Source organism: Terrihalobacillus insolitus, from assembly GCF_028416575.1.
Classification (GTDB): Bacteria; Bacillota; Bacilli; order Bacillales; family Amphibacillaceae; genus Terrihalobacillus; species Terrihalobacillus insolitus.
In genome coordinates, this window is record NZ_JAMQKB010000017.1 from 1 (window position 1) to 19028 (window position 19028).

29 protein-coding genes are annotated in these 19028 nt (G+C 38.0%); 12 read left to right on the top strand and 17 right to left on the bottom strand.

What is annotated here, in order from left to right; translation table 11 throughout:
• Nucleotides 1–149 precede the first annotated feature (149 nt).
• Entirely contained in the window at nt 150–971 is an 822-nt protein-coding gene (locus tag NC797_RS13740; protein ID WP_272437375.1) for an undecaprenyl-diphosphate phosphatase, read from the top strand.
• A gap of 104 nt (nt 972–1075) precedes the next feature.
• Here NC797_RS13740 and moaD read toward each other — a convergent pair whose 3' ends face one another.
• The 5 genes from moaD to NC797_RS13765 all read right to left on the bottom strand — a co-directional run bounded on the left by moaD (nt 1076) and on the right by NC797_RS13765 (nt 3616).
• Complete coding sequence (gene moaD, locus NC797_RS13745) at nt 1076–1309, bottom strand: molybdopterin converting factor subunit 1 (RefSeq protein WP_272437376.1); 234 nt, start codon at nt 1307–1309, stop codon at nt 1076–1078.
• On the bottom strand, nt 1306–1776 hold the full coding sequence (locus NC797_RS13750) for a molybdenum cofactor biosynthesis protein MoaE (RefSeq protein WP_272437377.1): 471 nt from the start codon (nt 1774–1776) through the stop codon (nt 1306–1308). The genes moaD and NC797_RS13750 overlap by 4 nt, the downstream gene beginning before the upstream one ends.
• Nucleotides 1773–2303 (bottom strand): molybdopterin-guanine dinucleotide biosynthesis protein B, encoded by a 531-nt coding sequence (gene mobB / locus NC797_RS13755; RefSeq protein ID WP_272437378.1) that lies wholly within the window; start codon nt 2301–2303, stop codon nt 1773–1775. Before mobB ends, NC797_RS13750 begins: the two co-directional genes overlap by 4 nt.
• A 138-nt stretch (nt 2304–2441) precedes the next feature.
• On the bottom strand, nt 2442–2753 hold the full coding sequence (locus NC797_RS13760) for a metal-sulfur cluster assembly factor (RefSeq protein ID WP_272437380.1): 312 nt from the start codon (nt 2751–2753) through the stop codon (nt 2442–2444).
• A gap of 98 nt (nt 2754–2851) precedes the next feature.
• Nucleotides 2852–3616, bottom strand: a complete 765-nt coding sequence (locus NC797_RS13765) for a prolyl oligopeptidase family serine peptidase (protein WP_272437381.1) — start codon at nt 3614–3616, stop codon at nt 2852–2854.
• 158 nt (nt 3617–3774) lie between these two features.
• Here NC797_RS13765 and NC797_RS13770 point away from each other — a divergent pair, with 158 nt between their 5' ends.
• From NC797_RS13770 to NC797_RS13785, 4 genes are all read left to right on the top strand, one after another.
• Nucleotides 3775–4605, top strand: coding sequence for a Cof-type HAD-IIB family hydrolase (locus tag NC797_RS13770; protein WP_272437382.1), 831 nt, complete (start codon nt 3775–3777; stop codon nt 4603–4605).
• A gap of 136 nt (nt 4606–4741) precedes the next feature.
• Entirely contained in the window at nt 4742–4891 is a 150-nt protein-coding gene (locus NC797_RS13775) for a hypothetical protein (RefSeq protein ID WP_272437383.1), read from the top strand.
• A gap of 2 nt (nt 4892–4893) precedes the next feature.
• Nucleotides 4894–5100 (top strand): DUF3813 family protein, encoded by a 207-nt coding sequence (locus NC797_RS13780; protein WP_272437384.1) that lies wholly within the window; start codon nt 4894–4896, stop codon nt 5098–5100.
• A 174-nt stretch (nt 5101–5274) separates the two neighbouring features.
• Complete coding sequence (locus NC797_RS13785; RefSeq protein ID WP_272437385.1) at nt 5275–5538, top strand: NifU N-terminal domain-containing protein; 264 nt, start codon at nt 5275–5277, stop codon at nt 5536–5538.
• 117 nt (nt 5539–5655) lie between these two features.
• Here the strand turns inward: NC797_RS13785 and NC797_RS13790 are convergent, their stop codons facing one another.
• The 8 genes from NC797_RS13790 to NC797_RS13825 all read right to left on the bottom strand — a co-directional run bounded on the left by NC797_RS13790 (nt 5656) and on the right by NC797_RS13825 (nt 9160).
• Complete coding sequence (locus tag NC797_RS13790) at nt 5656–5889, bottom strand: hypothetical protein (protein ID WP_272437386.1); 234 nt, start codon at nt 5887–5889, stop codon at nt 5656–5658.
• 45 nt (nt 5890–5934) lie between these two features.
• Nucleotides 5935–6180, bottom strand: a complete 246-nt coding sequence (locus NC797_RS13795; RefSeq protein ID WP_272437387.1) for a hypothetical protein — start codon at nt 6178–6180, stop codon at nt 5935–5937.
• A gap of 22 nt (nt 6181–6202) precedes the next feature.
• On the bottom strand, nt 6203–6448 hold the full coding sequence (locus NC797_RS13800) for a hypothetical protein (protein WP_272437388.1): 246 nt from the start codon (nt 6446–6448) through the stop codon (nt 6203–6205).
• A gap of 101 nt (nt 6449–6549) precedes the next feature.
• Complete coding sequence (locus NC797_RS13805) at nt 6550–6864, bottom strand: hypothetical protein (protein ID WP_272437389.1); 315 nt, start codon at nt 6862–6864, stop codon at nt 6550–6552.
• A 6-nt stretch (nt 6865–6870) separates the two neighbouring features.
• Nucleotides 6871–7347, bottom strand: coding sequence for a hypothetical protein (locus NC797_RS13810; protein WP_272437390.1), 477 nt, complete (start codon nt 7345–7347; stop codon nt 6871–6873).
• Between the two features lie 139 nt (nt 7348–7486).
• Nucleotides 7487–7696, bottom strand: a complete 210-nt coding sequence (locus NC797_RS13815) for a hypothetical protein (RefSeq protein WP_272437391.1) — start codon at nt 7694–7696, stop codon at nt 7487–7489.
• A gap of 23 nt (nt 7697–7719) precedes the next feature.
• Nucleotides 7720–8154 (bottom strand): Hsp20/alpha crystallin family protein, encoded by a 435-nt coding sequence (locus NC797_RS13820; protein ID WP_272437392.1) that lies wholly within the window; start codon nt 8152–8154, stop codon nt 7720–7722.
• 157 nt (nt 8155–8311) lie between these two features.
• Entirely contained in the window at nt 8312–9160 is an 849-nt protein-coding gene (locus tag NC797_RS13825; protein ID WP_272437393.1) for a YitT family protein, read from the bottom strand.
• Between the two features lie 193 nt (nt 9161–9353).
• Between NC797_RS13825 and NC797_RS13830 the strand changes: the two genes are divergently transcribed.
• Both NC797_RS13830 and yppF read left to right on the top strand, forming a co-directional pair.
• Nucleotides 9354–10214, top strand: coding sequence for a DegV family protein (locus NC797_RS13830; RefSeq protein ID WP_272437394.1), 861 nt, complete (start codon nt 9354–9356; stop codon nt 10212–10214).
• A 114-nt stretch (nt 10215–10328) separates the two neighbouring features.
• On the top strand, nt 10329–10517 hold the full coding sequence (gene yppF / locus NC797_RS13835; RefSeq protein WP_272437395.1) for a YppF family protein: 189 nt from the start codon (nt 10329–10331) through the stop codon (nt 10515–10517).
• A 182-nt stretch (nt 10518–10699) separates the two neighbouring features.
• Here yppF and NC797_RS13840 read toward each other — a convergent pair whose 3' ends face one another.
• From NC797_RS13840 to NC797_RS13850, 3 genes are all read right to left on the bottom strand, one after another.
• The gene (locus NC797_RS13840) at nt 10700–12217 is read right to left on the bottom strand and encodes an alpha-amylase family glycosyl hydrolase (RefSeq protein WP_272437396.1); all 1518 of its coding nucleotides are present in this window, start codon (nt 12215–12217) and stop codon (nt 10700–10702) included.
• Between the two features lie 254 nt (nt 12218–12471).
• Nucleotides 12472–14322, bottom strand: coding sequence for an asparagine synthase (glutamine-hydrolyzing) (gene asnB, locus NC797_RS13845; protein ID WP_272437397.1), 1851 nt, complete (start codon nt 14320–14322; stop codon nt 12472–12474).
• A gap of 114 nt (nt 14323–14436) precedes the next feature.
• Nucleotides 14437–14802 carry a YisL family protein gene (locus NC797_RS13850; protein WP_272437398.1) on the bottom strand — a complete coding sequence of 122 codons (366 nt, stop codon included), beginning with the start codon at nt 14800–14802 and terminating at the stop codon, nt 14437–14439.
• A gap of 176 nt (nt 14803–14978) precedes the next feature.
• On the opposite strand from NC797_RS13850, the gene NC797_RS13855 reads away from it, so the two are divergent.
• On the top strand, nt 14979–16175 hold the full coding sequence (locus NC797_RS13855) for an ornithine--oxo-acid transaminase (RefSeq protein ID WP_272437399.1): 1197 nt from the start codon (nt 14979–14981) through the stop codon (nt 16173–16175).
• A gap of 50 nt (nt 16176–16225) precedes the next feature.
• On the opposite strand, the gene NC797_RS13860 is transcribed toward NC797_RS13855, so the two are convergent.
• Complete coding sequence (locus tag NC797_RS13860) at nt 16226–17434, bottom strand: DUF418 domain-containing protein (RefSeq protein WP_272437400.1); 1209 nt, start codon at nt 17432–17434, stop codon at nt 16226–16228.
• Nucleotides 17435–17545: 111 nt separating this feature from the next.
• Between NC797_RS13860 and NC797_RS13865 the strand changes: the two genes are divergently transcribed.
• From NC797_RS13865 to NC797_RS13880, 4 genes are all read left to right on the top strand, one after another.
• Complete coding sequence (locus tag NC797_RS13865; RefSeq protein ID WP_272437401.1) at nt 17546–17758, top strand: spore germination protein; 213 nt, start codon at nt 17546–17548, stop codon at nt 17756–17758.
• 58 nt (nt 17759–17816) lie between these two features.
• On the top strand, nt 17817–18023 hold the full coding sequence (locus NC797_RS13870) for a spore germination protein GerPB (RefSeq protein ID WP_272437402.1): 207 nt from the start codon (nt 17817–17819) through the stop codon (nt 18021–18023).
• A 232-nt stretch (nt 18024–18255) separates the two neighbouring features.
• Entirely contained in the window at nt 18256–18840 is a 585-nt protein-coding gene (gene gerPC, locus NC797_RS13875) for a spore germination protein GerPC (RefSeq protein ID WP_272437443.1), read from the top strand.
• Nucleotides 18837–19025, top strand: coding sequence for a spore gernimation protein GerPD (locus NC797_RS13880; protein ID WP_272437403.1), 189 nt, complete (start codon nt 18837–18839; stop codon nt 19023–19025). Before gerPC ends, NC797_RS13880 begins: the two co-directional genes overlap by 4 nt.
• Nucleotides 19026–19028 lie beyond the last annotated feature (3 nt).

A 19028-nucleotide genomic window follows, 5' to 3' on the forward strand; every position in this document is an offset into this window, starting at 1 on the left:
CCAAGAAAACAAATCAGCATAATTAACTACAATAATGTTCCATAAATTTTTAAAATGAACAATTTCATTTAAGGGGGGTGCTTTTTTGCGCCAAAATTCAGCATAACCCCCATTTTCGTATAAAAAGCACTTTTAGGGAGGAACAAAAGTTGGAAAAGCTTTCAGATCTATGGTTACTTTTAAAATATACATTTCTTGGTCTATTTCAAGGCTTTACAGAGCCTATCCCGATTTCATCTAGTGGACATTTAGTGATTGTCAAGAATCTGTTTCAGTTAGAAATGGAAGGACTCTCGTTTGAGGTACTCGTTAATTTTGGGTCTTTAATTGCAGTGCTAATTATTTATCGCCGGGATATTTTGCGGCTCATTCAAAATGGAACGGGCTACCTGTTTACCAAAAACAAACAACAGCGATCTGATTTTAATTTTATTCTATATTTATTAATCGGTACAATTCCAGCTGGGGTAATCGGAATTTTGTTTGAGGACTGGATTTCGACTACCTTTAGCTCGATAAAAATGGTCGGTATAACTTTAATTATTACCGGATTTGCATTGTGGATCATTCGTAACTTAAAAGGACAAAAAAATGACGGTGATCTAACATGGAAGGACGCATTGATTGTAGGTCTTGCGCAATCCGTAGCACTTATACCGGGGATTAGTCGATCAGGGGCAACCATCGTAGCCGCAATGCTGTTAGGTATGAAACAGACAACCGCCCTTCGATTTTCGTTTATGCTCTATATACCTGTTAGCCTTGGATCTATGCTATTGTCAGCTGAGGAATTGATCACCAATCCACAGTTCGAGGCACTATTCATTCCTTATATGTTAGCATTCCTTGCTGCAATTATTGCCTCTTATTTTGCATTGAAATGGTTCATGAATATTATGGCTAAAGGAAATTTAAAATATTTTGCTATTTATTGTTTTGTAGTAGGATTTCTTGCAGTTATTTGGTTGTAACGTTAAGCTTGGAGATTTTCTGTGTACTTGGCAAATCAACAAGCTGAAACATCGGGGAATCAGATGGAGCCTCAATATAGAAGCTCCATCCATAGCTATTTTATTTACCCACCGCTTACTGGTGGAATAAAAGCGACAGTGTCTCCGTCGCGAATCACTGTATCACCCTGCGCGTATTCTTCATTAATTGCAGTCATCGCTTGATCAATTGACAATACATTGTATTCTTCTTTCAACATTTGCTTTAAATCGGAAACGGTTATGGAAGTGAACTGCAATTCTAAGCTGTCTTTCCCTACAGCTTCCTGTAACTGTGCAAACAACAGAACATGGATCATGTTAAGTCCTCCTCTGACGGCTTTCCACCTGGGTATGTTTGTTGTTCCTTTTGATCTCCTATCCACATAGTGCCGTCCTCCCAATGCTCTTTTTTCCAAATTGGTACGATTTCTTTAATCCGTTCGATGGCATACCTGCATGCTTCAAAAGCATCTGCGCGATGGGGAGTGGAGACAGCGATCACGACAGCAATGTCCGTAATGTCTAAATGTCCAATGCGATGAACAATGGCCGTTTTTGCGTCTGGCCATTGTTGCTTAATTTCCGTGCCGATTTGTGTAAGCTTTTTTTCTGCCATCGGAACGTATGCTTGATATTCTAAAAACAGAGTTCGTTTACCCTTGGTGAATTCTCTTACGGTACCAATGAAAGTATCGATCGCTCCAGCTTTAGGGCGAACTACCTTTTCTACTACGCTTTCGATCGAAATAGTGTTTTTTGTAATCCAAAAATCCGATTGTCTCATGCTTCTCCCTTTCTTCCTTCATGTAGGATCCACGGGATATAACGAAGATCATCCTCAATAAAAAAAGTGGGTAAATCTAAGCCTTGTATACCCTGATCATCCCAAGTGATAACTGCCCTTATATTCGTTAAATTATGTAAAAGCTGTTGTAGATCATCCCGTCTGCGTATAAGTATAACTTTAGGAAGTCCAACATTTTTATATCCTTCAACGATCAAATAATCCAATGGAAAGTATTGATAATAATCGATCAGCTGATCCAATGAAAGGCCCGTGTTTTGCTGGATCGTAAGTTGAAACGTTCCATCACCTTCAACGCCGCTCATAATCGACCCAGCTTCCACATGCTGTTGGCTATCTGTTCCTTTTATAACCAATGGCTTACCACCATGTCCATGGTGTTTTAATGTTCCAACTTTTTTGTTTTGCTCGGTTAAAGTACGGACTAGCTTGTTGACAAGGGTTGTTTTGCCACTATTCTTATAACCAACTATTTGAATAATCGAAAAAGGATATCTGTTTTTCATGAAATAAAACCCCTTCGTCCTTCACTTTTCCTTAAAGCCGTTTATCATTTGATGACTTTTGGAACAACCTCTTGACAAAGTAACAATGAAACAGCAAGAACCCTTGCCAGTGTCCGCAAGAGTTCTTCCTGATGTGCATTAATCTGGGATACCAAGTGCGATTTTCGCGTAACGAGACATTCTATCCTTAGACCATGGCGGATTCCATACGATGTTTACATTCACTTCCTTTAACTCTGGAATATCTGCAAGAACCCGTTTTACATCTTGTTCGATATGTCCTGCCAAAGGACATCCCATTGCAGTTAGTGTCATGGTAACGGTACCGACACCATCTTCATCCATATCTACACCATACACTAGTCCAAGATTAACAATATCAATTCCCAGCTCAGGATCAATTACATTTTCAAGAGCACCCATCATATTTTCTTCTAAAGCAGCTTCCATTTACCTATACCTCCTTCAATCCTTATACTTTATTATAGTATAAACATAAAACGATTTAAATTTAAATGATCTAGATTACTTTGGTTGACTTTCTTTCATCATAGTTGCATTGTAAACCATTTAACCGTCTCTAAAATAGCATAGCGACTTACCTTATGATCCCGACCAGGCTCACGTAAAAATCGAATACTTTCTGGGTTTTTATATTCTTGAATGGCTCGCTCGTAAAAGTTATACGCATGATCAAATGGAACGACCGAATCCTTCTCGCCATGCCAAAAGAAAATGGGGCGCTCATATAGCTTTTCGATCTGTCTGGACAGATCTACTTTCTCCAGTGATTGATATAAATGCTCTATTTCTTCCTCTGAAATCGGAAAATGTTCTGTAATGCGTTTCGTATGTTCAATTAGTCCCTTTGCATAATCGGTTATTTTCGGAGATCCCATCAAAATAGCCGTTGCTTTTATCCAAGGATATTGTGTTAATGCAGCAGCAGTCGTAATACCGCCCATGCTCGTACCAGCCAAGCCAAAGCGACCATCCTTTAATAAGTTATTATCTTCTAGGTATTTTTTGATCAGAGCAATTTCCTTTATGTTTTGCTCGACAATTGCAAAAAATTCTAGTTCCCTTTTATCATTTGTAATGTCCCCTTGCCGTTCTCCGTGTAAATAACAGTCAGGCAAGACAACACGATAGCCTTTTTCCGCCAATAAATAGGCTAATGGGAGATTGTGCTCTTTCGCACTTGTGAATCCGTGGTAATATGTAAGTACAGGTAGAGCTTGATCTTTTTTGTCGGAGTGAACTACCTCTAATACAGGGATATGTTCCCAGTTTCTATTGTAAATACCTATCATTATTTATATCCCCTTTATTTTTTGTATATTTTAAGTACTTGTTTAATGATATTATTTCCAGTTAGCACAATGCAAAACATAACTACCATAAATGATACAAATTCTTTACAAGTTGGATTTTCCCTACTACACTATACATACATAACGAGGTGATCTTATTGAAAAAAGAAAGACATTTAATTGCATTAGATTTAGATGGTACTTTATTAACGGACACAAAAGTCATCCCTGATCAAACACTACAAACAATTGCAAAAGCAAAAGAACAGGGACACATCGTGGTAATTGCTACGGGCAGACCACACCGTGCTAGCTCGGAATATTACGACATACTTGGATTAGACACGCCAATGGTCAATTTTAACGGTGCACTAATCCATCACCCATCAGATAACAAATGGGATGTACTACATACACCTCTTCCGATTCGAACGGCAAGAAAAATTATTCAAACATGTTACGAATTAGAGGTGCCAAACATTTTAGCTGAAATAGGAAATCAAGTTTATCTAGATCGATATGACGAGGAGTTAATGAAAGTTTTGCATGTCCATAGACAGAACCAACCAATTACGGTCGGCAGTCTAAAAAACGAACTCAAAACAGACCCAACCTCATTACTCATTTATCCTCATGAAAAGCATGTTGAACAACTCAGGACAACTCTTAGCGATGAACATGCTTCAGTGATTGAACATCGCAAATGGGCTGCACCTTGGAATATTATCGAAATTGTTCGCAAAGGCTTAAATAAAGCAGTAGGTTTAAAAAAAATTGCACATTATTATCATATCCCAGTCGAAAGAATTATTGCATTCGGTGATGAGGATAACGATTTTGAAATGATTGAATATGCAGGTGTTGGCGTTGCGATGGCAAATGCTATTGACGAATTAAAACAAATTGCAAACCACATTACAGTAACCAATGAAGAAAACGGAGTAGCTGTATTTCTTGAAGATTACTTACATTTAAACGTCAAAGTGTAACCAACGAGCATGTAATCGGATGTTAAAATGTAACCAAATAACTGGCAATAATTACGAATCATTAAAAACACTTTTTCAACCCATACTAAGCTTGAACGCACAAAGCGTTCAGGCTTTTTTGCTGGGGGGAATCATAGTGACCAAACGAAGTAAATCAAAACGGTTTACACAGCAAGGTGCAGATTCTGTAAAAAAACACGATGAGCGCTTTCCGTATCGGGAACGATTCACTGACGTAAAACGAAAACGCGAAGAAGCAGACAATCACACTGTGGGAGGTTTTTAACGATGGCAAACAATATGGCAAATAATTTAATGCAACAAGCTAAAAATGCCGTCAACCGTATCACAAACGGTCAAGGTGCTAGAAATGGAGCAGACAAACAAGCGGCTCGAAATGCAATCCAGTCAGCATACACGAATGCTTCTCCAGAAGAACAGCAACAGCTGCAGCAGTTAGAACAGGAACTTGAGCAAAACAACGAATTAAAATAAGTTGTCTTAGCCCCCTCACCTTTCCTTTATGAGGGGGCTTTTTTTACATATGTTACACACTCGACAAAAACCGTAATTATTCCCCAGGAAATATATTGTTTTGCATTTCTATTTTTTCTGATATGATAAATAATAAAGAAAAATTATGAAGATGAATTACTAGGAGGAATCGTTATGAGTGTAAGAACTGAACCTACCCCAAATCCGAACGCTATGAAGTTTACTGCTGATTCACTGATTTTCCAAGGCAATAACAGTGTTTCTGTTATGCCAGGTCAAACAAGCGAACATGAAATATTAAATGAATTGATGCAACTAGATGAAGTAGACAACGTATTTGGTTTTCAAAATTTTATTACAGTAAACAAAGGTTTTGATGCTGAATGGGATATACTTACACCTAAAGTAGAAGCGATTTTAACTGAATTCGGGTTCTAAATGTTTATGTGAGTAAAGTTAAAAAATGAAGAGGTATCCTTAGTATCATAATAATACTATAGGAGACTCTTCATTTCTTTTTTAAGTCGCTACTTTCAGTAGAATAACATTGGACTGTTAAACCGTTCTTCTAAAGCTCCCATTTGGATTATCAATCTGATCTGGGTCAATTACGATGTTGTAGGGGCGTATCACTAAATTACGTTTGCCTTTTATTGTGCCGAAACCGCTGTTTTCTTTTGAATGTGATGACCAGTTATACTGATTATTGTTACCAGTGAAAATACCTGAGTTTTCATCAATCGAATTCACGTTAATGCTGTTAAATCGTATAAATCCTTTAAATCCCATACTTCATACACCTCTGTCTGACCATATCCTAATGGATCCCAGTTATCATCCTACCTGGCCTTGATTTGTAGCATCGAACTCATTATCTGAAATAATCGTATCCGTTGTATCAGGATCCATAACGTAATTCCGTGAATGGATCGTATAATTCCAACCGAACAGCATCCCATTTCCGAAATTATTTTTGGAATGTGCGTTCCAACCAGACTGCACATTCTCGCCTACTGTAATGGTTGCATTTGTATCCTGTGTATTAACATTTACTGAATCAAATAAAATAGAATAGGTCATGCAAATATCCCCTTTCTAAGAGTCACAATGCTTGCCCTTGATTTGTTGGATTATTTTCGTTGTCGTTAATTGCCGTATCTGTAACGTCAGGATCGAAAACATAATTTAATGAGTTCGTTGCCACATTCCAGCCAAACAGCATGCCATATCCAAAATTATTTTTGGAATGTGCGTTCCAACCTGATTGGGTGTTCTGCCCGATAGAAACCGTTGCATTAGTGTCCTGAGCATTTACATTAATGGAACCAAATACAATGGGGACTGCCATAAATCAAGCTCCTTTCTGTTTATATAAACAGCATCCTACTGTTCAGATCGTTAATACTATATAGTAATGTATTCCCCGTATTTATATTTGTGAAGGTCTATTTACGGCTCGGGTTCGTCATCTTGAAAATCCTGCTCAATGTCAACGTCCTGCTCTTCAATTAGTTTGTGAAGCCATTCTGGATATTGACCAGCTTGACTTTGGTGAAAAACTTCTTTAATGTCTTTTTCATCTAATCTAGAAAAGATATCAGAAATATCATTATTGTCTCCAGAAATACTTCCAAAGCCTTGATTTTGTTTTTTATTACTTGTAAAATCCTTCGGGAAATTATTTCCAAAATTCACACACGAGGCCGACTCGATAGTTCCAATTTGAATGGAACCAATAATGAAATTTGGTGACAGGGTTTTCAAAAAGGATCACTTCCTTTTGTTGTTTTGTTGCTTAGACGGCAATAATTTTCCATTAATCTTGACACGTATTGCCTTATTTTTAGAAATGGTTTGATGGGGGGTTTTGTCCCAATTAGACTGAAGTGGAATGATAACTGGTTTTGTTTTTTTATCTTGGGAAGATGTTATTCGGGTATCATCCTCTTTTGATGTGGAAGAACTACTTTGTTGTTTTTGTTTCTTTTGCTTGCTTAAAGACGGAGAAAATGTGTTGCCGACATTCATCATTCCGCTCAATTCTTTAATGTCTATTTTATCTATATGGTAGGTCAAGTCATCTAAATCAAATTGATCTATATTTACATGCTCAATGTCTAGATGATATGTATCCTCTTTTTTTGACTGATTGGATTGACTATTTATAGTCATTTGCTTTTCAATGTTTTTTATAGTCTGGTGGATTTCTTGTAGAATTTTTACTATTTCTTTACTCTCGTTTCCCATGGTCTTTCATCCTTTTTCCAAGTTGGTTGCATTACTTGACAGTAGGAATATATGGTTAGGTTTAAAATGTAATTCATTTTGTCAACCATTAATATAAATTTTTACTTTCTTATCTTGTAAAAAAGGATATGCCGTTTATTCAAGAGTCAAGACCGTTTTCACCCTTATCTTGATGTCGCACAATAGAGGTCTTTCTTTTTACCGTGTTGGAAGTACCGTCGATAGAACCAAACCCTTCGGAAGTCCGGGATGTACTATTCCACTTCGATTGGCGATTGGATCCATAAAACAATCCAGAATTGTTTTGAATCGCTCCTACTTTGATAGAGTTATACCTAATTTTGGACATAGCGATCTATACATCTCCTCATTTTATTGATGAAAATGAACATTTACCTGTTCCTTATATTCTCCACTCTTGTGGACAAACAAAGGAATTTGAATGACTAACAATCCATTATGATAATCAGCCCGTATATGTTCCAGTGCGCAATCTTTTGGCAACGAGATACTTCTACTAAACGAACCACTTGATCGTTCCTTCAGCAAAAATTTGTATTCCGCTGATGCATATTTTTTTAAAATTTTTCCCTCAATGTTAAGCGTATAGCCATGAAGACTTATGGTGAGCTCACTTTGCGATTCAATACCCGGAATTTCGGCAACAACGATAACTTCTTTCTCTCCACGGCAGAGATCAACCCTTGGTCCAATAAATGGTAAAAATTCCGATATCATTTCCCAAAAGTCATCTCCAAGTACTTGCCGAAAATTCTCCATTTCCTCAAAGCTTTTGTCTTGCTTCACACAATCATCCCCTTAGCTCACAGCCTACCTCTATTCATATATATTCTTTCCCATATCTTATATGCAGTTCTACTTGTTTCTTTTACAGTAAGCTGAAAGCATAGGGGAATTAGGTGTAGTCTAAAACCATTTACAAATCAAATTGGACTATCCGTTTTTAATCGTTTTTTCTGAAAAACCCAAAAATCCCTGTTGTTTGCACAATATTTGTGAATGCCTCTGGATCTACGTCTTTAATAATTTTTTCCAAATCATATAGTTCATATCTCGTTATAACTAAAATCATCATGTCTTTATGTTGCTTTGTGTAAGCTCCGCGAGCAGGGATAATTGTAATTCCTCGCACCATTTTATTGTGGATTGCCTGCTGTAATTGATCTGCTTTTGTAGTAATAATCATCGCCGTAACCTTTTCGTGGCGAGTATGAATCGCATCAATCACTCTTGTTGAGACATATAGTGTTAAAAGTGTATATAAGGCATTTTCTGGCTCGTAGAGAACGCCAGCAAAGATTATAATTAAGCTGTTTAAGATGAGAAAGTAATTACCAATCGGTTTGTCTTTCATTCTAGAAAGAACCATTGCCACAATATCTAAACCGCCGGTAGAAGCACCCCACTTTAGCGTGATCCCAACGCCTACACCACCGATCACCCCACCAAACACTGCATTAAGTATAATATCTTTTGACAGCTGTAAAATAGGTAATAGTTCTAGAAAAATAGTCATAAAAATAACGGAAATAAAACTGTAAATGGTAAAGCCTTTTCCAACTTTATACCAACCAAGGATGGCTACTGGAATATTTAAAATAAAGAGAATGATACCAGTACTTATGCCTTGAATATTAAAAAAGTCTTGAAACACGCTAGAAAGCAACTGGGATACCCCAGTAAATCCACTAGCGTATACATTGGCACTTATTAAAAAGAAGTTCAATGATATGGCATTCAAAATAGCACCAAATAGTACGACAATAATACGCTTAGCCTCAAACAAAAACATGGCCTAGAACCTCCTTTACTGTTACGCTAACCTTTTTTTAGTTGAATATGTATCCATCATTACTTAACCATTCCCACACAGACAAAAGGAAAACCTATAATGAGCCCTTCTCAAAAATTGTTTTGACTATATACCATGGTAACGCTAAACTAAAAATAAAATAGTTTTCATACTAATAAAGAAGGTGAATTAAATGTCTGTGAAGATTATAACCGATTCCGCTTCTGACTTATCAGAAAACCACTATACAACATATGATATCGATATGGTTTCCTTAACGGTTCAGTTAGACGGGAGGAATTACGAGGATGCCCGAACCATATTCGCCAAGACAGTCTATGATGCAATGCGAAATGGAAAAGTGCCTAAAACATCTCAAGTATCCCCACAAACATTTACGAACACATTTGAAAAATATGCAAAAGTCAACCAGCCTTGTATCTACATCGCCTTTTCATCCGAGCTTTCAGGTACCTATCAATCCGCAAAAATAGCGGAGCAGGAACTAAAGGAGACTTATCCAAATTGGGAATTGCATATTTTAGATACTCATTGCGCCTCTGTTGGACAAGGACTGGTTGCGCTTCGTGCTGCTGAATTGGCTCAACAAGGCGAATCTTTTCAAACTATTTTAGATGTCGCTACCTACCATGCCAATCACATGGAGCATATCTTCACAGTTGATGATTTAGAGTATTTGTACCGAGGGGGGCGCGTTAGTAAAACAGCTGCTTTTGTCGGATCCTTATTAAAAATAAAACCTTTGCTCCATGTTGAAGAAGGTAAGCTCGTTCCACTCGAAAAAATTCGAGGCTCAAAAAGAGTGTTAAAAAGAATGGTTGAGTTAATGGATGAGCGCGGAATCGATTTAACCAATCAAACAATCGGAATTAGCCATGGTGATGATATTGAAACAGCTAACCAACTAGCTGAAATAGTTAAAGGCAAATATGGAACAAACCGAATTGAGATTGAAATGGTTGGTTCTTCAATCGGTGCACACGCTGGCCCAGGAACGCTCGCATTATTTTTCTTGAACGATATTTATAAATGACCTTGTCGTTATGAATTCCCCAACAAAATAGTAATCATATAGCTCCTAGTGTGTTCATATTTATTAGTAATACACCATTGATATGCGGCTATTATCATTATTAGGGGGAATAAAATGATACTATTAAACGACCTGATCCTTTCGTATGAACAAGACCGAAATCAGCATCCAGATTCACCAGATGCACTACTCGATTACTGTCAGCAAAAGTATATTTACGGAGAAATTGAAGTGGGAAACTACCGGAAAATTTATCAATACTTACACAGCCAAGGCGCCACTTCTTCTCATGAAATAACATAATCATAACTGTCGCATCTCGTAAATAGCGGAGTAAACACCCGTCAAAAAAAGAAAACAAATCGGAAATAGGAGCTTAATAACACACGAAAACATAAAGATCAAATCGTTTTCGTGTGTTATTTGTTCTACTGTTGCAGATTATTTGGTGTTTTCCAACTGTACTGTACTGCCTTTTCTACGCACTAGTTGTTATTCTTTTTAGCTTTCCGTTCCAACGCGATGATGAATAGAACAAAGCCTCCAAACACAACTCCAATAAAGGAAACAACGAGCCAGTTGATTCCAGTATCCTCTTCCACAATGAATATGTCAGCCGTTTCCCTGTCTAAGGCAATTTTATAACTTCCATCCTTTTGTTTTCTAACGATGTTATCCTGAATGAGACCGGTTAGCTGCATCCCGTCTGGCACTTCATCAATCGCAATTGTTTTTGTCGAAACATCATTATTTATAGCAACGTATACAGTTTGATCCTCGTATGTTCGCTTTATCAATGTCATTGCTCCATTGTCATCAACAAACGTTAAATCGCCTTTGGTAAGAGCAGGAAATTTTATTCGAATCGAAGCAAGTTGCTCTATATATGTCTTGAGATCTTCATCACCGCCTCCAACTCGAGAAGTTTGATGATCGGGCACATCTTTCCCATTGTCCATTGGAATTTCTGACCCTTGATAAACGACAGGGATACCAGGTGTTGTGTATAAATAGGTTAATCCAAGCTTCCATCTTGTAATAGGATTTTGTTTATTAAGTATCACTTTTCGAGTAAATCGAGTCGTTTCTTGACTATCTAAGAAAATAACGCGTGATGTTACGTCTTTATATGTTGCTTCTTTGTTAAGAAAGCGTTGATACAGTTGTTTTGGACTTTCACCAAACGTGCTAAATACATCTGTTGATGCTTCAACAAAAGATGGATCAACAAAGCTATCTGTGCCTTGATCTAAATACGTATTTATCGTATCATCAGAAACATCCCCATTCATGTCACCAACAAGAATAAAATCGGATTTCTCTTTGCTTAGATTAGAACTGAGTGAGGACAAAAATGTTGGTGGGACGTCTTCTAGCATTTTAAGTCTATAGCCATCAATATTTGTGTTTTCAAGCCAAAAAAGAGCCGTTTTTAGAATTTCCTGCTGCACATCTTTATTTTTTAAATCTAGTAATGATACCTCATTTAACCATGGTTGATTCGGGAATTGATAATTGTTTGGTTTATACCATTCTTTTTTATTTTGATCTTTTGTCCATGGGTGTGTGGTTGCAGTGAACTGAATTGGGAAATCAATGATTACCTTCATGTTCCGATCATGCGCTTCTTTTACTAATTCCTTCATGTCATCCATCGTTCCAAAGCTCGGTTCCATTTTTCTAAAATCAGTAATCCAATAGCCGTGATACCCCTTTTTTGCATTTTTCATAATGGGACTTAAATTAATTGTAGTAAATCCATAACCCTTTATGTAATCAAGATTATCTATAATTCTTTGGATGTCACCACCACGAAAAGCCTTTGGATCGTCAATATCAACTACCTGATCGTTAGACGAGGTACCGTTTACAAAGCGGTCAACGAGAACGTAATAAACAACTTCTTCTTCCCATGCTCCTTTTTGTGCATCCTCAGCACTAATCTGTACAGCATTTATGAAAAAAAGCGGTAGGATAAGAGTGTATATTAGTACTTTATTCATGCATGTCCCTCCTATATTTGTACTATAATTGCGTCGTTTCAATTCGCATATTATTTGTTCATTTTTTCAACACCTCTTCTAGATTAGCCTTAACAAAAGATAGAGTCAATCTTATCCATTCGTTAGTTGTGACCAAATAGGTACAATCTAATCGTTCGCTTACCACACAAAAAGTCGCATGCGAATTCAACATCTCACATGCGATCCTACTATTAGTAGTGGTATTTGGTGACTTTTTGAACATCCTCTTATAACTATCTTTCTATCTTAACATCATACTTACGTAACCAATGATCTATTTGACCGAGGTGTGCAAGTAATTGAGGACCTGTCATCAACTGACCGTACCAGGGCTCCTTTATGCCTTTCCCTTCACTTTCTACCAATTTTTTTATCTGTTCAGGATCGAACAGTTCAAACAACCGAGCTTTCGGATCGTTTAAAATTTCTTCCATCCAACCTACAACAGCTTTTGTATAGGCAGGATGATGCGTCTTTGGGTATGGACTTTTCTTTCGATAAAGAATTTCATCTGGAAGTAGCCCTTCTAATGCTTTTCTCAGAATTCCCTTTTCCCGATCTTGGTATGTTTTCATATCCCATGGAATGTTCCACACATATTCAACTAGTCGGTGATCACTAAATGGTACACGTGCTTCAAAGCTCGCTCCCATACTCATACGGTCTTTTCTGTCAAGCAAATTCGGCATAAACCACTGCATATTCAAGTAAAACATTTTTCTGCGTTGGGATTCAATCTCATTATCCCCTTCATACAGTGGCGTTTCATCAATTGTTTCTTGGTAGCGCCGGAGCATATAATGTCTTAAATCCAATTTTTGTTTCCATTCCTCATTTAATAAGGAATGTCGAGTTTCGGAAGATCGAATCCAAGGAAATCCTTCTCGGGTCAAATCTTCTTCCCGGTAAAACCATGGATACCCTCCAAATATTTCATCTGCACACTCACCAGATAAGGCTACAGTTACTTCTTGTTTTGTTTGCCGACAAAACCATAGTAAAGAGGAATCAACGTCAGCCATACCAGGCAAATCTCGATACTCGACGGCTTCCGTCAACATTTCTTTTAAGGTGTCATTATCCATGACAAACCTATGGTGTTCTGTCCCATGTGCTTCCACCATACTCCCAATAAAGTCTTCATCACTATTTGGCTGAAACGTGCTCTTTTCAAAAAATACATCGTTTTCTTCGTAATTAATGGAGAAGGTTTGAAGCTTTCGATTTGGGTCATTTTCTTTTAGGTAGTTGGACGCAATGGCAGTGATTGCACTCGAATCTACCCCACCCGATAAAAAAGTTCCAAGCGGTACATCAGATACGAGCTGTCTCTCTACAGCATCCGTAAACAAATATCGAATTTTTTGTGCTGTTTCTTCTATGTCTTCTGTGTGTAGGGTGCTATCTACGTTCCAATACCTTTTTGTCCGTAGTCCATTTTTATCAAAAATCCCTACATGTGCTGCACGTAATTCGTTGATTCCCTTAAAAACACCATGACCTGGAGTTCGAGATGGTCCTAACGCAAGGATTTCACTTAATCCTTCATGGTCAATGATTGGTTCTATTTCATCATGTGAGAGTAATGCTTTTATTTCTGAACCGAACATGAGACTGGATCCTTGTTCGGTGTAAAAAAGTGGCTTGACACCTAGTCGGTCTCTTGCGATAAAAAGTTGTTCCTTCTCAGAATCCCAAATGGCGAACGCAAAAATGCCATTTAATAGATCAACACATTCCTCTTTCCATTCTATATAACTTTTTAACAGTACTTCTGTGTCTGAATGTGATCGAAATGTCCAACCTCTGTGAACTAATTCTTTACGTATGTCTTCGGTATTGTATAACTCGCCATTATAACAAAGAACATATTCATATCCATTTTGTGTATATTTCATTGGTTGCTTACCGCCTTCTGGATCAACGACAATTAACCGCTGATGCCCAAAGGCGGCATGTGTTGAAACCCACTCGTTGTATTCATCAGGTCCTCGGTGTTTAATGGCCTGTGCCATTTTTCTTATAGGTGTTATGTCTTTGGATAAATCACGCTGAAAGTCAACCCAACCTGTAATACCACACATTCGTCATAACCCCTTTCTTTTGCATTATTTATCTTTATGCGAGATAAGAGGATAATGTGAACCTATATGTGTGGAAGTTAGGCTACTTCTGTGAAATACTATTTTCTCCGTCAATTAAGGCAGCAGTCCTAATGGTAATCGACCAAAACCTAACAATAAAGTAATAGCAAAAGCAATCCCTAGCTGAATCCATGCACTTTTCGCTGATTTGCCTTTACCAGTCTTAATAGCTACCATTTCTATGGCTGCAATCACCCATAGACCAGCGAGTGCTTTCGTAATAGCTTCTGGCAGCATCGTGGATCCTTGAAAGTACATAGCTATCAGCTGACCACCAGTGTATAAAATAAACAAGTAGTCGAGACGCAATATCATGTGAACAATTTTACCTGGTTTTTCTTTTCCTTGTTTATAAAACGATAGAACAAGGAATAACAAAATAAATGCTAATACCCATGATGTAATATGTAAGTTTGTCATTTGTTTGCCTCCTTTATGATGAATCAAGCTTATCATACCATGTTTTACATCGTATTTCATATGAACGATTTATGAACACTTATGATGAGCATCCTTATTATTGAAAGAAAAATTTGATAAAAACTGTTATACTTTAGGTAAGCTCATAATATATTTTTTTGAAATGGAGGGATAGTATGCCACAAACAAGTCAAGCAATTATTGACCAAACTCAGGAATATGGTGCGAAAAACTACCACCCTCTTCCAATTGTTGTTGCAAAGGCTGAGGGTGTTTGGGTTGAAGATCCAGAAGGCAATCGATACATGGATATGCTTAGTGCTTATTCAGCAGTAAACCAGGGTCATCGCCACCCAAAAATTATTCAGGCATTAAAGGATCAAGCAGATCGAGTTACCTTAACATCAAGAGCATTTCACAATGATCAACTGGGGCCGTGGTACGAAAAAATATGTAAGCTAACGAATAAGGAAATGGCTCTTCCGATGAACACTGGTGCAGAAGCCGTTGAAACTGCTATAAAAGCAGCACGACGCTGGGCATATGATGTGAAAGGTGTAGCAGAAAACAAAGCCGAAATTATCGCATGTGTTGGGAACTTCCACGGAAGGACGATGACTGCAGTTTCTCTTTCATCCGAAGAAGAATACAAACGAGGCTTCGGTCCAATGCTTCCAGGGATCAAAATTATACCATACGGCGATGCACAAGCATTAAAAGAAGCAATCACGGAAAATACTGCTGCATTTTTAGTCGAGCCGATTCAAGGTGAGGCTGGTATTGTTATCCCTCCAGAAGGCTTCCTAACAGAAGCTTATCAGGTGTGTAATGATAACCAAGTATTGTTTATTGCCGATGAAATCCAAGCTGGTCTAGGTCGAAGCGGAAAAATGTTTGCTTGTGACTGGGAGAATGTGACTCCAGACGTCCTCATACTTGGAAAAGCATTAGGTGGCGGGGTTTTCCCTATCTCCTGTGTCGTAGCAAACAAAGACATTTTAGGGGTGTTTAACCCAGGCTCCCACGGGTCAACGTTCGGCGGGAATCCGCTAGCATGTGCAGTATCTGTCGCATCACTTGAAGTATTAGAAGAGGAAAATTTAACAGATCGATCACTTCGGTTAGGCACTCAGATGATGAATGAGCTACGCAAAATTGAAAACCCTGTGATCAAAGAGGTAAGGGGAAAAGGCTTATTCGTAGGAGTCGAATTGCATGAAAAAGCACGCCCTTATTGTGAAAAGTTGAAAGAGAAAGGATTATTATGTAAGGAAACACACGAAAATGTAATCCGTTTTGCTCCACCGCTCGTCATTGACGAAGACGATCTAGAATGGGCTATTGGAAAAATCAGGAAAGTACTTGAAGCATAATGCAGAAAATGAGTCAGGCACCCTTTGTTGGTAAAACCTGACTCATTTTTTCATGTTGAGGCATGAGAATCTTCCTGTTGTTTTATGACCTTTTGCCACGGTTGCTTACGATCGTACGTAAGGCTTCTCCACACCCATTCCAGTGGCCCAAACTGGTGCCCCTTCAACCACCAACGACTCCAAATTACTTGCATGCTATAAAAGAAAAGAACAAAAATGACGCCTTTCATCGGTGGTATCGAACCATATAGCCCAAATCCAATCGAATAAAATAAGCCAAATGAAACGATTGATTGCAATACATAATTAGATAATGACATTCTACCAACATACGTAAGAGGCTTTAACAACCGCTTAAAGCGTTCTTTATGGAAAAGTAGCGTAATCGTTACGATATAAAAAAGTGCGGACGCTGATCCTCCAATATTATCCTGCGCATATGCAAACCACCTTGGATTATCAAATACATATGGCCCCATTTTCATCACAACAAACACGAGTAACAGCACAACCCAAGATCCTTTAAGGAACTGCCAATGGTCTTGTACTTGGTGCAACCATCTCTTGCGTGCTACGTACATACCAAATAGAAAAAGCGGTAATAAGCTTGCTGTCAAAAACACATATCCAGACCCACCATTTACATAGATCCAATCCGAATAATTTTGACTCCAAATATCGAGTAATGAGCCCGATCCATAGTTGTTGAATGCCTCCTCTATCCGATTTCTATCTTGGAAATTACCTAATCGTTCACGAATCGAATATAAATTCCACGTGATCAATCCAGTCGATATAAAAAGTAAGTTGATTCCCCACAGCACCAAAGTCTTGTCCTTCCGTCTAAGAAACAGCAATAATAGTAAACCGATCAACCCATAAGACAACAAGATATCGCCGTGCCATAGAATAAAAGCGTGAATCAAACCAAATCCAATTAAGATCACCAATCTCCTAGATAATAAACGAGGTGCATGTAAACCTCTCTCTGTTAATCTTTCAACAAAAATTTGTGTGCCAAAGCCAAACAGAAATGAAAAAAGTGTATAAAAACTCGCCTGAAAAAAGATATCAATTAGACTTTGAATAAGGTGATCTAGTGTGGAAGACCAATACACATCTTCTCCACCGTACAAAAAAAACGGCGCATTAAAAGCAGGTACATTTACCATGAAAATTCCTAAAATTGCAAACCCCCGCGCTGCATCGATCCATTCTAATCTTTGATGTTCGAACACCGGTGTTCCCGTTTCGTTCATTTAACGTCCTACCTTTCTTTTATACGCAATGATCCTCTTTCATTATTATAACAAATGAAATGAACATCCCATTTAAAACTTTCATAAACTACTACAAAAGGAGGATGGATTATGCCTGCAGTAGTTGGAGCTGTAAAAGTGCTCACTTTATCCACTTCCAGTATTTTCAACATTGGAGATGTGTATGCGATGCATCCATATAGTCAAGCAAAGACATTTGCTGGTGGCGGATCCTTTAATACTGGAGATGACATCCAAATACAGCTTGATAAATCATCCATACAAGTAAGTGATAAAGATACTATAGATCAAGTGATTGAATAGAAATATGGAATTTTTTAAAAAATAAATTGTTCGCTTTATCCTCATGGGAGTGTTTCAAATGAATTTAACGGTACATCGGTCCATTTGCATCTCTTTTTTTAAGGTTGGAAGTGTCACCAATTCATCTGTATTACAAATTGGGAGTGCAGGAAATATACAAGCACAATCAGATATATACAATACTGGAGGCTTTTCAGAAGCGGCAGAGCCGGCGGAACCTGAAGTAACCGAAGAGCCCCTCGTTCCTCTCGCCCGACCGTCATAACACAGACAAAGATTTAGGTGCATAAGGTATTGTAAGTGCGTGTTCAAAAAGTCAACAAATCAGAAGCAAGCAGGTCGAGGCGGCGCAGTTTTGAGTAGCGCAGCGTATGCTTTTAATACGTGAGCAACGGAAAAACAAGCAAACGAAGAGATGCGCCGCTTATCATTTGGTGACTTTTTGAACTTCCTCTGTAAGGAAAATGCCTAGGAGAGGAGTCATTCAGTTGAGTTACATGAACCAATGGTCCGATTACCTTGCGCAAATGAATCGTTATCTTCAGCAGCAAGACGAACGAATAAAGGCATTAGAAGAACGCGTTCGTACCATTGAAAAAGATAGAAAAACAGCAAATCAAACAACAATTGAAAAAATAGAATACAATTTTGATCAATTGAAAATCGAACGATTGGACGGTAGCCTTCATATCGGAATTTCGCCCGAGGATTTATCAAAGGTTGAGGACATGTCGTTAGGTCAGCAATCTGCCTTGTCTCCATATCCTATTTCACAATCACCATCTCAGTCACCCTATTCAGAAGTAGACAGTTTTTTATCAAATGAGGCACCAAGTCTGATAGAACAAGAAATGCGCACACAGAAAAAGCCCAATGACCCACAGTTTATCCAGACGATAATAGAGGACATTCGAAAACAGCTGCCTACACGGATTGCTCACTATGAACGACTTGCCAAAGAGAAGGGGATGAGTGAAACAGAGTTGTACCACTATGTTACAGAACAAGTAAAAGGGGAAATACGCGATTCCCTACAAGCATTTTTTAATCAAGAACAGCAAAAAGGAGAGAAGGAACAATGATAAAACATGAAGTCCATAACTGGGATGTGAACGTGGGAGATATACGCATTCTTGGGGTTTCCACTTCTTCCGTTTTTCTAATTGGAGATAGTGAAGAGATAAAATTAACGTCATTTTTTGATACGCCACCTGAATCTTATATTTTTGGATCAGTCGTGCCTCTTTCACGTCATGCAAAGGAGTAAGTT

Coding starts and splice junctions, on each gene's coding strand:
- NC797_RS13815 (WP_272437391.1), bottom strand. CDS start 7,696: ATGTCCAAAATTAGGTATAACTCTATCAAAGTAGGAGCGATTCAAAAC.
- NC797_RS13855 (WP_272437399.1), top strand. CDS start 14,979: ATGCCACAAACAAGTCAAGCAATTATTGACCAAACTCAGGAATATGGT.
- NC797_RS13830 (WP_272437394.1), top strand. CDS start 9,354: ATGTCTGTGAAGATTATAACCGATTCCGCTTCTGACTTATCAGAAAAC.
- NC797_RS13880 (WP_272437403.1), top strand. CDS start 18,837: ATGATAAAACATGAAGTCCATAACTGGGATGTGAACGTGGGAGATATA.
- NC797_RS13800 (WP_272437388.1), bottom strand. CDS start 6,448: ATGGCAGTCCCCATTGTATTTGGTTCCATTAATGTAAATGCTCAGGAC.
- NC797_RS13785 (WP_272437385.1), top strand. CDS start 5,275: ATGAGTGTAAGAACTGAACCTACCCCAAATCCGAACGCTATGAAGTTT.
- NC797_RS13790 (WP_272437386.1), bottom strand. CDS start 5,889: ATGGGATTTAAAGGATTTATACGATTTAACAGCATTAACGTGAATTCG.
- NC797_RS13810 (WP_272437390.1), bottom strand. CDS start 7,347: ATGGGAAACGAGAGTAAAGAAATAGTAAAAATTCTACAAGAAATCCAC.
- NC797_RS13750 (WP_272437377.1), bottom strand. CDS start 1,776: ATGAGACAATCGGATTTTTGGATTACAAAAAACACTATTTCGATCGAA.
- NC797_RS13860 (WP_272437400.1), bottom strand. CDS start 17,434: ATGAACGAAACGGGAACACCGGTGTTCGAACATCAAAGATTAGAATGG.
- NC797_RS13840 (WP_272437396.1), bottom strand. CDS start 12,217: ATGAATAAAGTACTAATATACACTCTTATCCTACCGCTTTTTTTCATA.
- NC797_RS13850 (WP_272437398.1), bottom strand. CDS start 14,802: ATGACAAACTTACATATTACATCATGGGTATTAGCATTTATTTTGTTA.
- yppF (WP_272437395.1), top strand. CDS start 10,329: ATGATACTATTAAACGACCTGATCCTTTCGTATGAACAAGACCGAAAT.
- NC797_RS13765 (WP_272437381.1), bottom strand. CDS start 3,616: ATGATAGGTATTTACAATAGAAACTGGGAACATATCCCTGTATTAGAG.
- asnB (WP_272437397.1), bottom strand. CDS start 14,322: ATGTGTGGTATTACAGGTTGGGTTGACTTTCAGCGTGATTTATCCAAA.
- NC797_RS13865 (WP_272437401.1), top strand. CDS start 17,546: ATGCCTGCAGTAGTTGGAGCTGTAAAAGTGCTCACTTTATCCACTTCC.
- NC797_RS13795 (WP_272437387.1), bottom strand. CDS start 6,180: ATGACCTATTCTATTTTATTTGATTCAGTAAATGTTAATACACAGGAT.
- NC797_RS13760 (WP_272437380.1), bottom strand. CDS start 2,753: ATGGAAGCTGCTTTAGAAGAAAATATGATGGGTGCTCTTGAAAATGTA.
- mobB (WP_272437378.1), bottom strand. CDS start 2,303: ATGAAAAACAGATATCCTTTTTCGATTATTCAAATAGTTGGTTATAAG.
- moaD (WP_272437376.1), bottom strand. CDS start 1,309: ATGATCCATGTTCTGTTGTTTGCACAGTTACAGGAAGCTGTAGGGAAA.
- NC797_RS13870 (WP_272437402.1), top strand. CDS start 17,817: ATGAATTTAACGGTACATCGGTCCATTTGCATCTCTTTTTTTAAGGTT.
- gerPC (WP_272437443.1), top strand. CDS start 18,256: ATGAACCAATGGTCCGATTACCTTGCGCAAATGAATCGTTATCTTCAG.
- NC797_RS13825 (WP_272437393.1), bottom strand. CDS start 9,160: ATGTTTTTGTTTGAGGCTAAGCGTATTATTGTCGTACTATTTGGTGCT.
- NC797_RS13780 (WP_272437384.1), top strand. CDS start 4,894: ATGGCAAACAATATGGCAAATAATTTAATGCAACAAGCTAAAAATGCC.